Annotated in this window: 8 protein-coding genes; 5 read left to right on the top strand and 3 right to left on the bottom strand. The window is 76.5% G+C overall.

Features of this window, described 5'->3' with window-relative positions:
- The first annotated feature begins 12 nt into the window (after positions 1-12).
- Both JQN84_RS32300 and JQN84_RS17210 read left to right on the top strand, forming a co-directional pair.
- Complete coding sequence (locus JQN84_RS32300; protein ID WP_307821270.1) at positions 13-4332, top strand: WG repeat-containing protein; 4320 nt, start codon at positions 13-15, stop codon at positions 4330-4332.
- 51 nt (positions 4333-4383) lie between these two features.
- Positions 4384-5382 carry an aldo/keto reductase family protein gene (locus JQN84_RS17210; protein ID WP_204959368.1) on the top strand — a complete coding sequence of 333 codons (999 nt, stop codon included), beginning with the start codon at positions 4384-4386 and terminating at the stop codon, positions 5380-5382.
- Between the two features lie 48 nt (positions 5383-5430).
- Here the strand turns inward: JQN84_RS17210 and JQN84_RS17215 are convergent, their stop codons facing one another.
- Positions 5431-6228, bottom strand: coding sequence for a site-2 protease family protein (locus JQN84_RS17215; RefSeq protein WP_204959369.1), 798 nt, complete (start codon positions 6226-6228; stop codon positions 5431-5433).
- Positions 6228-6428 carry a hypothetical protein gene (locus tag JQN84_RS17220; RefSeq protein ID WP_088644650.1) on the bottom strand — a complete coding sequence of 67 codons (201 nt, stop codon included), beginning with the start codon at positions 6426-6428 and terminating at the stop codon, positions 6228-6230. Before JQN84_RS17220 ends, JQN84_RS17215 begins: the two co-directional genes overlap by 1 nt.
- A 170-nt stretch (positions 6429-6598) precedes the next feature.
- Here JQN84_RS17220 and JQN84_RS17225 point away from each other — a divergent pair, with 170 nt between their 5' ends.
- From JQN84_RS17225 to JQN84_RS17235, 3 genes are all read left to right on the top strand, one after another.
- The gene (locus tag JQN84_RS17225) at positions 6599-8632 is read left to right on the top strand and encodes a bifunctional adenosylcobinamide kinase/adenosylcobinamide-phosphate guanylyltransferase (RefSeq protein ID WP_204959370.1); all 2034 of its coding nucleotides are present in this window, start codon (positions 6599-6601) and stop codon (positions 8630-8632) included.
- Positions 8622-9395 (top strand): adenosylcobinamide-GDP ribazoletransferase, encoded by a 774-nt coding sequence (cobS, locus tag JQN84_RS17230; protein ID WP_204959688.1) that lies wholly within the window; start codon positions 8622-8624, stop codon positions 9393-9395. Before JQN84_RS17225 ends, cobS begins: the two co-directional genes overlap by 11 nt.
- 65 nt (positions 9396-9460) lie before the next feature.
- Positions 9461-10756: a DUF2314 domain-containing protein gene (locus JQN84_RS17235; protein WP_204959371.1), complete on the top strand. Its 1296-nt coding sequence runs from the start codon at positions 9461-9463 to the stop codon at positions 10754-10756.
- A gap of 321 nt (positions 10757-11077) precedes the next feature.
- On the opposite strand, the gene gcvT is transcribed toward JQN84_RS17235, so the two are convergent.
- Positions 11078-12208, bottom strand: coding sequence for a glycine cleavage system aminomethyltransferase GcvT (gene gcvT / locus JQN84_RS17240; protein WP_204959372.1), 1131 nt, complete (start codon positions 12206-12208; stop codon positions 11078-11080).
- Between the last annotated feature and the right edge of the window lie 142 nt (positions 12209-12350).

Here is a 12350-nt window from a genome sequence, read left to right on the forward strand (position 1 = left end):
CGGAGCCACCAGGTGACGGGCGGCTGGTCCGACCGCTGGGACGCCCCGGAGGAACCGTCCTGGGTGATCGAGCCGACCGGCGAGTGGCATCCGCAGTTCCCCGGCCAGCGTTATCCCGGCGACCTCGGCTCCCAGTACGCCGACCCCCGGGGACGGGTCACCGCCTCCGGCCGCGCCGAGGTACCCCCGCTCGCCCCGACCCGCTCCGACGGCACGTACCTCGGCCGGTCCTGGTCCGACCTGGCTGACGAGCCGCCCCGTCGGGACGACCCCGAGCGGCGCGGCGACCACGACCCGTACCGCCGGCTGGCCGACCAGACCTACCGGGAGCCCGCCGACGACGCGTACCGGCGGCCCGCCGACGAGGCGTACCGGCGGCCGGCGGACGGGCCGATCTGGCAGCGGGAACGCCGGCAGCCCGCACCCGAGCGGTACGACGACCGGCAGGCCGACCGGATCAGCTGGTCGGACCGTCGGCGGGGCGACGCCGAACCGGCACCCACCGGTTGGCACCGCGACCGGGCCGACACCGACAGGTACGACAGCCCGCCCCGGCAGGAGCGGAGCGCGCCCGTGTCCCCCGGCCGCCCGCCCGTGTCCCCCGCGCCCCGGCACGAGCCGCCCCACGCCCGCCCCGACCGGTCCACCGAACCGGACTGGCCGCGCGAACCCGGCGAGGGCCTGCCGAGGCGGCGCACCACCAGCGAACGCCCCGCCGCCGACCGCCGCCGGGTCGACGACGAGCCGCACCGCCGCGCCGCCGACCGGTACGACCCGTACCCGGCCGGGCCCGCACCCGGCGGGGACCTGCCGACCCGGTTCCGGGAGGACGACCCGCCGCGGCGGGACCCCGACCGACGGCCCGCCGCCCCCGGACACCCGGACCGGTGGCAGCGCGCACCCCACGACGCCCCGCCGGCCCGCCCGCTCGACGACACCCCGCCCGGCCGCCCGCCACGCCACGACAGCCGGTCGACGACGTCGGCCATCCCCGAGGAGCGGTGGCAGCATCCGCGTGGCCACGACGAGCGCCGACCGGCGCAGCCGTACGAGCCGGCGGCCCGCCACCTGGCGTACCCCGACCTGCGTCCGCAGGACGAGCCGTCCCGCGAGCCGTGGGGTCGTACCGGCACCGACCCCCGCCCGACGCGGGAACCGGACCACGGCCGCGACGACCGGCCGGCGTACCCCCCACGGCATCCGGCCGAGCCGCCCACCCGACACGGGGACCGTCCGGCGGCCCGGACCACTGCGGGGTTCCCCGGCGACCGTCGCCCCGGTGCGGCGACCCCGGGACGTCCGGACGCCGGTTCGCCGCCCCTGGACCCACCGCCCGGCCACCCGGTGTCCGGAGCACCGGTCTCCGGGCTGCCGGTGTCACCGGCCCCGGTGTCGTCGCCGCCCGGCACGACCACTGCGGGCCCACCCGCGACCGGCCCGTGGGGCCCCCGACCCGGGCCTGCGCCACCGTCGGCCGGCACCCGGCCAGGTGGCCCCGACACGCCGGCCCCGACGGCCGCCCGGCAGACCACCCTGCCGCCGGATGCCCCCACCGAGCTGCCCATCCGCAAGCGCCACGCCGCCGGCCCGCCGCCCCTGCCCGCCCCGGACCAGGCCACCCCGGTCTCCGCGCCGCCGGCCGCCCGGTTGAACATCGAGTTCCGCCGGCCACCGGAGCACACGCCACCGGTCGACCGGCCCGCCGGCCGCCCTCCGGCACCGCCCGCCACCGGCACCGGACCCGACGGGCCCACCGACCCGGGCCCGGCCGCCCGCCCCCCGACGGCACCCGTCGCCGGCCTGGGAGCCGACGGGCCCACCGACCCGGGTGCCGCCGGTCGCCCCCCGGCGACACCCACCGCCGACCGGCCCGCCCTGGAGATCACCCCCGACCGGCCGCGCCGCTACGTTCCGCCGGCACCGGAGACCGGCGGCACCGACCGTCCGGTCGACGCCGCCCCGACCCCGTCGGGCGGCTCGGCGGCCTGGTTCCGGCCCGGCCGGTCGACCCCCACGCCGACCACCCCGACGGACAGTACGACGCCTGCCGCCCGCCCGACGGGCGGCAGCCCGCCGGGCCCGTCCACGGTCGGCCGTCCGGCCGCGTCCGACGGGGCCTCGACGGGTGGCCCCGACGTGCCCGTACCCCGGTCGCCGGCACCACCGTCGCAGCCCGCCGACCCGGGCCCGGTCCCACCGGCCGCCACCGGCGACCCGGGCCGGTCGACCATCCCCGCCGACGCCGGGACGCACACCGGGGACGGCCCGGCCGAGGGCGGAGCCGCTGCCGGGCCACCCGGTGCCGGGCGTCCCCGCCCGACGGTCCCCGACGCCTCCGATCCCCCAGGCGGCACCTTCCGGAGCGCCCTGAGTGGTCCTCCCGCGACCACGGACCCGGCCGCGTTGCTGGCCGTGCCCGGCGGGGACACCCCGCAGGACCGGTCCGGCACGATGGACGTCGACGCCGGCCCGACGCGGCACGCCGCTCCGGTCACCCCCGCCGGCCCCGACCCGGCCGGCGACCACGCCGTCCCGGTGGCAGTCCCCGACCACGCCGTCCCGGTGCCCCCCGCACCCGTCACCGGCAGCACCGGCACCGTCCTGCCCGGCACCGATCCGGTCGACATGACCCTCGCCCGCATCGCCCTGCCCGACACCACCCCGGCCGACATCACCCCGACCGACACCGATCCGGTCGACACCGATCCGGTCGACCTGGCACCGACCGACACCGCAGCGGGCGGCGTCATGACCGACGGCACGGTGGGGTCCGTCGACGGCGGGATCCACCACGACACCGACCCGACGGCCACGACGACGGTCGGCGACCCGCCCGGACCGCCCCCGTCGCCGGGCCGGGCCGTCCCCGCGAACCCGGTCACCACCGAGGACCGGCCGACACCACCGGACCGGGCCACCGGCACCGACCCGGCGACGACCGAGGACCGGGCCGACACCACCGAACGGGCCGCTGCGGCGGGCCCGACCGCGGGCACCCCGGCCGAATCCCGGGACGCCGCGACGCCCCGGCAGGCCGACCCGGAGCAGGTCCTCGCCGGCTACCGGTGGCGGCTGGACCCGGAGACCCTGCGCGAGGTGGTCGACGACCCGGCGGAGCTACGGATCATCCGCCGCCGGTTGACCGAGAAGCTCGCCTCGGCCCTGGACAACCGGGCCCGCGCCCGGCTGCTCAGCCTGCGGGCGGTGCTGTCCCGGCTGGTCGACGACCTGGACGACGCGGTGGCCGACGGCCGGCTCGCGTTGACCTACGCCGAGGCGACAGGGGAGCTGCGGCGTACCGCGTTGGCCCGGGCACGGCTGGCCGAGGCGCTGCGGTGGAAGGGTGAGTTCACCGAGGCCGACCGGCTGTTCACCGAGGCCAACTCGACCGAGCTGCCGGACCGGCTGCGTTCGGCGCTGCACGAGCACGCCGGCCGGTCCTGCTACGACCAGGGTCGGTTGATCGAGGCGTGTGGACACTTCGAACGGGCCCTGGACCTGCGCCGGGCCGACGACCCGGAGCTGACCGGGCGGATCGCGGTGTGCCTGGACGCGGTGCACGCCCGCGCAGCCGCCGGGGGCGGCTTCGGGCCGTACCCGCGTAGTCGGGACGAGGTGCGGCACGGCCGCCGGTCCCCGCGCCCCACCCACGACGGCCAGGGTCGCTGGGGGTACGCCGACACCGACGGCGAACTCGTCGTCGACTACCGGTACGTCGAGGCGCAGCCGTTCCACGAGCGGATGGCCTGGGTACGCCGCCCCGACCAGACCGGGTGGGAGCTGATCGACGAGACCGGCGGCACCCTGCTCGGTCCCGCGTACGCCCGGGTGCTGGCCTTCTCCGACGGCCTGGCCTGGGTGTCGCAGGGCGGCGACGCCGACTGGTCGGCCATCGAACCCGACGGGACGGTGGTGGTGCCGGCGGGCTTCGAGGAGGTCAGGCCGTTCCGGGCCGGGGTGGCGGCGGTACGCCGGGGCGGCTGGGGGGCGGTGGACCGGCACGGGCGGCTGGTCGTCCCGCCGCGCTACCACGGGATCGACACGACGCTGTCCGACGGCCGCCGGCTCGACGGGTTCACCGACGAGGGGCTGGCCGTGGTGGAGCTGGCCGGCCGGCGGGGGGTGCTCGACCGCACCGGCGCCGTGCTGGTCCGGCCGGTGCACCCGGCGCTGGTGGTGCACCCGGTGGCGTTCCTGGTCGGCGACGGGATGAACCACTGGGGGGCGTTGGACCGGCGAGGTGAGCCGCTGATCCCCCCGGTGCACCCCGACTGGGACACGGTGGTGGCGGAGATCGAACGGCTGCTCGCCGACACCCACCCGGTGCTCTGACACCGGCTGCGCCGACGGGTGCGGCGCACCGGACGGGGCTAGGGTCGGAGCATGGAATTCCGACACCTTGGCCGCTCGGGCCTCATGGTCAGTGAGATCTCGTACGGCAACTGGATCACCCACGGTTCGCAGGTCGAGGAGGAGGCGGCGCTGGCGTGTGTCCGGGCCGCCCTGGACACCGGCATCACCACCTTCGACACCGCCGACGTCTACGCCGGTACGCGGGCCGAGACGGTGCTCGGCAAGGCGCTGGCCGGGGAGCGCCGGGAGGGGCTGGAGATCTTCACGAAGGTCTACTGGCCGACCGGTCCCGGCCGCAACGACCGGGGGCTGTCCCGCAAGCACATCATGGAGTCGATCGACGGCTCGCTGCGTCGCCTCCAGACCGACCACGTGGACCTCTACCAGGCCCACCGGTACGACTACAGCACGCCGCTGGAGGAGACGATGGAGGCGTTCGCCGACGTCGTACGCGCCGGCAAGGCGCACTACATCGGCGTGTCGGAGTGGAAGGCGTCGCAGCTGCGCGAGGCGCACGCCCTCGCCCGGGAACTGCGCATCCCGCTGGTGTCCAACCAGCCGCAGTACTCGATGCTGTGGCGGGTCATCGAGGCCGAGGTGGTGCCCGCCAGCGAGGAGCTGGGCATCTCCCAGATCGTCTGGTCGCCGATGGCGCAGGGCGTGCTGTCCGGCAAGTACCTGCCGGGCCAGCCGCCGCCGGCCGGTTCCCGGGCCACCGACGAGAAGTCCGGGGCCAACTTCATCGCCCAGTGGCTGGGCGACGAGGTGCTGACCCGGGTGCAGCAGCTCAAGCCGCTCGCCGAGCAGGCCGGGCTGACCATGCCACAGCTCGCCGTCGCCTGGGTGCTCCAGAACCGCAACGTCGCCTCGGCGATCATCGGCGCGTCCCGCCCCGACCAGGTGCACGACAACGTCAAGGCGGCCGGGGTGACCCTGGAGGCCGACCTGCTCAAGGCCATCGACGAGATCGTCGCCCCGGTCACCGAGCGGGACCCGGCCAAGACGGAGAGCCCGGCCAAGCGGCCCTGACCGGCACCGGCCGCACCCCACCCCCGGTCGGTCCGGGGTGGGGTGCGGTCAGCTCTGCCAGAAGCGGATCAGGGACAGCGCGGTGCCGTAGAGCCACGGCGGCAGCCCCAGCAGGTCGCTGAGCCAGAACACGGCGCTGAAGAACCAGCCGCCGATGCGCGGGTTCCACAGCAGCGCGAACAGCAGGATGAACCCGAACGGCGCGAAGAGGTCGTACATCCGGCGGTACTGCGGGCCGAGCCACGGCTGGATCATGTTGCCGCCGTCCAGGCCGGGCACCGGCAGCAGGTTCAGCACGCTCGCGGTGAGCTGGAGGAACCCCAGCAGCGCCACCCCGGCCCAGAACTCGACCGGGCCGCCCGCGTCGATGCCCACCCGCAGCACCACCACCAGCAGCAGGGTGAACAGCACGTTGGTGGCCGGGCCGGCGAGGCTGACCAGGGTGTGCCGCAGCCGGCCCGGGATGGCGTGCCGGTCCACCCAGACCGCCCCGCCGGGCAGGCCGATGCCGCCGAGCAGCACCACCACCACCGGCAGCACGATCGACAGCAGCGGGTGGGTGTATTTCAGCGGGTTCAACGTCAGGTAGCCCCGGTGGGCGATGTCCCGGTCGCCGGCCCGGTAGGCGACCACGGCGTGCGCGTACTCGTGCAGGCAGAGCGAGACCAGCCAGCCGGAGACGACGAAGAGGAACACGTCGAACCGGACGTTGCCGACCCCGTTCCAGGTCAGCACGCCACTGGTGACGAAGAGCGCGACCAGGGCCAGGAAGACCGGACTGGGCCGGAACGCCGCCCGGGGCACGCCGAGCACCAGCGGCTCGCCCCCCGGGCGGTCGCCGGCCATCACTCCGCCGTCGGCAGCAGGCTCATCCGGTAGTCCACCCGGTCGTCCTCGACGAGCGTGACCGCGGTGACGCCTGACGACGCGAGCTCCCGCCAGGTCTGGCCGATCCAGGACTCGGCGTCCGCCTGGCTGCTGAACGTCTCGGCCGGCCCGTCGACCGCTGCGCCGTCCGTGCCCTCGTACCGCCAGCTCCACGCCATGCCGCGTCTCCCCTCGCCGCTCAACCGTCCCCGGGGGACGGATCCCCGCAAGCGTAGTCGGCCGGCACCGCGGCGCACCCGACGCACGCCCCCGGGCTGCCGGGTTCCGCGCAGCGTGACGGGTCCGGGCCGGCGGGCGGGGCCGGGTCGGGCGGCCTTAAGGTACGGGCATGTCCGTTGAGGGGTGGAACACGGTCCTGGTGCTCGGCGGTATCCGTTCGGGCAAGTCGGAGTTCGCCGAGTCCCTGGTGGCCGACGCGCCGACGGTGCGCTACGTGGCGACCGCGGCCGCCGCCGACCCGGAGGACACCGAGTGGGCCACCCGGCTGGCCGCCCACCGGGCCCGTCGACCGGGCAGCTGGACCACCGAGGAGACCGCCGACGACCCGCGCCGGTTGGCCGACGTGCTCGCCTCGGCCGGGCCGAACGAGACGATGCTCGTGGACGACCTGGGCGGTTGGGTGACCGTGCTGCTCGACCCGGCCCACCAGCCGGCCGACGACGTCGCCACCATCACCGAACTGGCCGACGCGGTGCGCGCCAGCGAGGCGCGGATCGTGCTGGTCAGCCCGGAGGTGGGGCTGTCGCTGGTGCCGACCACCCCGCTGGGGCGGGCGTTCGCCGACGCGCTGGGCGCCGCCAACCGGGCCGTCGCGGACGCCTGCGACGCGGTCGCCCTGGTGGTCGCCGGCCAGCCGGTCTGGTTGAAGCCGTCCGCACCGGTCCCGCCGGTCGACGTACCCGCCCGCGCCGTCCCGGTCGACGGGGTGGACGGCGTCGCCCCGGCCGCAGCGACGCTGCCGGCCGACGGGCCGCTGCCGGAGGTGCTCACCCCCACCGTGCCGCCGGCCCCGCCGACCGCGACCGGCACGACCTGGACCACGTCGACCATGGCGCTGCCGGTGATCGCCACCGGGCTGGTCATCCAGCCCGGCATGGAACTGCCGATGCCCGACGAGTACGCCGGCCCGCAGGCGGTGCAGCGGCTCGGCACCCTGGACCTGCCGGGCGCCGGCCTGGGCGTGCTGGAACGGGTGGTCGAGTTCGCCGCCGCCACCCAGGGCACCTCCACCCCGACGCCGTGGACGGACGTGCGGGTGCTGCTGCTGCACGGCGACCACACCGGGGGCGTGGCGGCCGGGGCCCCGGTCGGCGAGTCGACCCGGCTGGCCCGGCAGGCCCGCGCCGGTCGGGGGACGCTGGCCCGGCTGGCCGCCGAGAACGGGGCCGGCCTGCAGGTGGTGGACGCCCCGCCGGCCGCACCGATCGAACACGGGCCGGCGCTGGACGCCGACACCGTCGAGTCGGCGCTGCGCTACGGCTGGCGGCTGGCCGAGGAGGCCGCCGAGGCGGGCGTACGGCTGCTGGTGCTGGGGGCGTGCGGCGCGGGCGCGGAGGCCGCCGCCGCGGCGGTGCTGGTCGCGACGGCCGGCGCGGAGGCCCCGACGGTGCTCGGCCGGGTGCACACCGCCGACGGTGAGATCGACGACGCGGCCTGGATGGTGCGGTGCGCGACCATCCGGGACGCGCTGCACCGCACCCGCCGCTCCCCCCGCGACGCCAAGGACATCCTGGCCGAGCTGGGCGGTGGTGACGTGGCGGTGGCCTGCGGGGTGCTGCTCGGGGCGACCGCCCGCCGGGTGCCGGTGCTGCTCGACGGCCCGGTCGGGCTGGCCGCCGGCATGGTCGCCCGGGATCTGGCCGGCCAGGCCCGGCACTGGTGCCTGCTGGTCGACCACGGCGGTCACCCGGCGGTCCGGCTGGCCGCCGACGTGCTCGGCCTGACCCCGCTGCTGGATCTGCGGCTCGACCTGGGCGAGGGGGCGAACGCGCTGGCCGCCCTGCCGCTGCTGCGCTCGGTGCTGGCGCTGGCCGGGTCGCTGCCCGTGCACCCGTACCACGGCGGCCCCGACGACGAGCCCACCGACACCACGCCGACCGACACCACGCCGACCGGCGACGCCGCGACCGCCCCGGCCGATGGCGATGTCGCAGCCACCACCGCGCCAACCGCCCCCGCCCCCGGCCTCGCTCGCACCGACCTCCCGGCCGACTCCGATGCCGCGCCGGCCGCCGCCGGGGCCGGGGCGGACGACGTCACCCCGGAGTTCGCCGAGCCGACGCCGGCCGGTCCGGGGCCGACCACCACCGCCCCCGCCGACGCCGGGCCGGAGCCCGACCCGTCCGGCCGGCGTGCCGGCTGAGTCGGGGCGCGGCGACGGGTTCCGGCTGGCGCTGACCACCCTCACCACCGTCCCGGTCCGGGCCGGGCGGATCGACCGGGCGACGGCGGGCACCGCGATGGCGCTCGCGCCCCTGGTCGGGCTGCTGCTCGGGGCGGTGCTGGGCGCGCTGCTGCTCGGCCTGGCCGCGCTCGCCCCGCCCCTGGTCGCCGCCGGGGTGACCGTCGCGGCGGCGGCCCTGCTCACCCGGGGGCTGCATCTGGACGGGCTGGCCGACACCGTGGACGCGCTGGGCTCCTACCGGCGGGGCACGGCGGCACTGGAGATCATGAAGAAGCCGGACGTCGGCCCGTTCGGCGTGGTCGCGCTGGTGGTCGTGCTGCTGGTCCAGACGGCGACGCTGGCCGAGTTGGCCGGGCGGTCCTGGCCGGCGGCGCTCGCGGCGGCGCTGGCCGGCACCGCCGCCGGCCGGCTCGGGGTGACCCTGGCCTGCCGCCGGGGGGTGCCGGCCGCCCGCCCCGACGGGCTGGGCGCGCTGGTCGCCGGGACGGTCGGGCCGCTCGCGCCGGTCGTCGGCACGGTCGCTGTCGCGCTGGTGGCGGTGCCGGCCGTGCCGGGCCGGCCGTGGCAGGGGCCGCTGGTCGTGCTGGCCGCCCTCGCCGTCGCCACCGGTCTGCTGCGCCACCTGGTACGCCGGCTCGGCGGCATCACCGGCGACGTGCTGGGGGCCACCGTGGAGGTGGTGACCACGCTGGTCTACCTGGGCTTGGTGCTGTCCGGCTGAGGACGACGCGGCGCGCCGGGTAGCGTTTGCCCCGACAGCACCGGCACGGCCTTCCGGGGGACGACTTGCTCATCACGGACGACTTCCTGCCCGTACCGGTCCCGGAGTCGCTCAGCGCGACCTACCTGGTGCCGGTGGCGGGGTTGCCACCGGTGAGCCCGAAGACGGCGGTACGGGGTCTCGCCGGCCGCCTCGCCGACCCGGTGTACGGCCTGGCCACGCAGATGCTGGACAGCCCGCTGATGTCGGTGGACACCCGGTCGATCGACGAGTTCCCGCAGTTGCCGCCGGACCTGCTCACCGCGTTCGGCGCCACCGAGGCCCAGTTGGGCCGGCTCGCCGCCGCCAGTCACCTGGTGGTGGTGCAGGCCGAGTACCGGCCGGGCTGGCCACCGGCGCACGAGTGGGCGGCCCGTGCGGTGGCCGCCGCCGTCGCCGAGTCCGTCGGCGGTGACGTGGTGGACGTGTTCGGGTTGCAGTTCCTCGACCCGGCGACGGCGTTGCGGTCACTGCCCGACGCGCAGGGCCGCATCCGGCTGGTCGACTGGGTGCTCGTGCCGTACTCCTCGGACACCGAGGGGCTGTGGTTCACCACCAAGGGGCTGCGCCGTTTCGGGCTGCTGGAGTTGCAGACCCAGGGGGTGCCCGACCATCTCACCCGGGCCTGGGGTGCGGTGCTCACCGGTGCCGCCCGCCGGCTGCTGCGGGACTGGACCGACGGGCTGGCCGGCGAGGAGGTGCCGGCGTTCGTGCAGCTACCGGTGCTGGCCACGGTGACCGGGCACGACATCGCGGTGGCGTACGGCAATCCGGAGCAGCACGGCGCGACGGCCCCGGTGCTGCTGCGGCTGGAGCTGGACCCGGCGACCGACCCGGACGCCGACTCGTTCCTGAGCCTGCGCCCGCCGCCCGGCCACCCCGGCCCGGACGGCCGCTACTACGCGGCGGCCTGCGCGACCCTCTTCTCCGGTATCGAGCCCGACGTCCGGTACGCCCGCTCCGGCGACGCGATGAGCCGGGCCGTCGCCACCGCCCGCGCCGGGCTGGACGACATCCGGGCCCGGTTCCTCGCCGACGGGCTGCCCCCGGAGGCGCAACTGGTGGTCAAGTACGGCCTGCCCGGCGACGACGGCCCCGAGTACGTGTGGGCCGGGGTGAGCTCGTGGGACGCCCCGGAGCGGATCGTCGGGGCCAGCGCCAGCGACGCCAACACCGACCCTGCCGTGCGGATCGGCTCCCCGGTCGAGGTGGCGGTCACCGAGGTCGTCGACTGGGCGGTCCTGGACGGCACCGGCGTCATCGAGGGTGGCTGGACCCAGGCCGTCCTCGACGCCGGTGAACGCCCCCACCCCACCCACTGACCCGGCCCCTCACCCACCCCCAGCACTCCCCTGCGCTCGCTCCCGCACCCGGTTCGCCCTCCCCGCCCCGGTTCGCCCTCGCCCCGGTTCGCCCCGGTGATCAAGAGGTTCGCGTCAGAAATCCGCTCCGAGATGACGCAAACCTCTTGATCACCGACGCCGGCGGGGTGGCCGAGGCGGTGATCAAGAGGAAAAAGCCAACCGGTGGGGGCGGGGTGACGCAAACCTCTTGATCACCGGGGCGAACCGGAGCCGGGGCGAACCGGAGCCGGGGCGAACCGGAGCCGGGGCGAACCGGGCCCGGGGCGAAGCCGGGTGGGGTCAGCGGACGGACGGGGTGACGAAGGGGGGTCGGGTGATCCGCATCTGGGCGCGGCGGCCCCGGATGTCGACCTCGACGAGGTCACCGTCGGCGAGTTTCGGGTCGGTGTCCAGCAGGGCCAGGGCGATGCCCTGCTTGCGGGTGGGGCTGAAGGTGCCGCTGGTGACCGTGCCGACCGGGGCGTCATCGGCGTACACGGTCATGCCGGCGCGCGGGATGGCCCGGTCGACGGCCTCCAGGCCGCGCAGCGTACGGCGGGGGCCGGCGGTCTTCTCGGCGCGCAGTACGTCACGGCCCCAGAAGGCCGGCTTGTCCCAGCCCACGGCCCAGCCGGAGCGTGCCTGCACGGGGGTGATGTCCAGGGAGAGGTCCTGTCCGTGCAGCGGGTAGCCCATCTCGGTGCGCAGGGTGTCCCGGGCGCCCAGCCCACAGGCCCGCAGGTCGAAGGCCGCCCCGGCGGCGAACAGCGCGTCCCAGACCGCGACGGCGTCCCCGGCCGGCACCACCAGTTCGTAGCCCAGCTCACCGGTGTAACCGGTACGGCAGACGGTCAGTTCGGCACCGGCCAGCGTCGCCGGGGAGAAGCTCATGTAGTCGTGGCCGGTGGGTAGGTCGAGGGTGTCGAGCAGTTCGGCCGAGCGGGGGCCCTGCACGGCCAGCACGGCGTACCTGTCGTGCTCGTCGGTGACCTCGACGTCGGCCGGGGCGGCGGCGCGCAGCCGGCGGACCACCTCGGCGGTGTTCGCCGCGTTGGGGATGAGGAAGACGTGGTCGTCGGCGTACCGGTAGGCGATGATGTCGTCGACCACCCCGCCGGTGGCGTCGTCGCAGCACAGCGTGTACTGCGCCTTGCCCGCCCCGATCCGGTCCAGGTCGTTGGTCAGGCAGGAGTTGACGAACCGGGCCGCGCCGGGGCCGGTGACCCGCGCCTTGCCCAGGTGTGAGACGTCGAAGACCCCGACCGCCGTCCGGACCGCCGTGTGTTCCCTGAGCACGCCGCCGCCGGCGTACTCCAGGGGCATCTCCCAGCCCCCGAAGGGGGCGAACTTGGCACCGAGCGCGGTGTGCCGCGCGTGCAGCGGGGAACGGCGCAGCCGGGTCACGGCGGCGTCGGAGGTCACGTCCGTCATGGGTGGCAACTTACCGCCGGCTGTCCCGCTGGTTAGCATCGGCGGGACCCGTCGGCAGTTCGGCGGGACGCACCCGCGCTCCGGCGGGTAGGTTGCCGCCGGAGACCATCACCGCCGGTACGCGACGACGCGACCGGCCCGG

Origin of the sequence: Micromonospora humidisoli (assembly GCF_016900955.1) — a bacterium.
Classification (GTDB): domain Bacteria; phylum Actinomycetota; class Actinomycetes; order Mycobacteriales; family Micromonosporaceae; genus Micromonospora; species Micromonospora wenchangensis.

Coding starts and splice junctions, on each gene's coding strand:
- JQN84_RS17215 (WP_204959369.1), bottom strand. CDS start 6,228: ATGGCCGGCGACCGCCCGGGGGGCGAGCCGCTGGTGCTCGGCGTGCCC.
- JQN84_RS17220 (WP_088644650.1), bottom strand. CDS start 6,428: ATGGCGTGGAGCTGGCGGTACGAGGGCACGGACGGCGCAGCGGTCGAC.
- gcvT (WP_204959372.1), bottom strand. CDS start 12,208: ATGACGGACGTGACCTCCGACGCCGCCGTGACCCGGCTGCGCCGTTCC.
- JQN84_RS17225 (WP_204959370.1), top strand. CDS start 6,599: ATGTCCGTTGAGGGGTGGAACACGGTCCTGGTGCTCGGCGGTATCCGT.
- JQN84_RS17210 (WP_204959368.1), top strand. CDS start 4,384: ATGGAATTCCGACACCTTGGCCGCTCGGGCCTCATGGTCAGTGAGATC.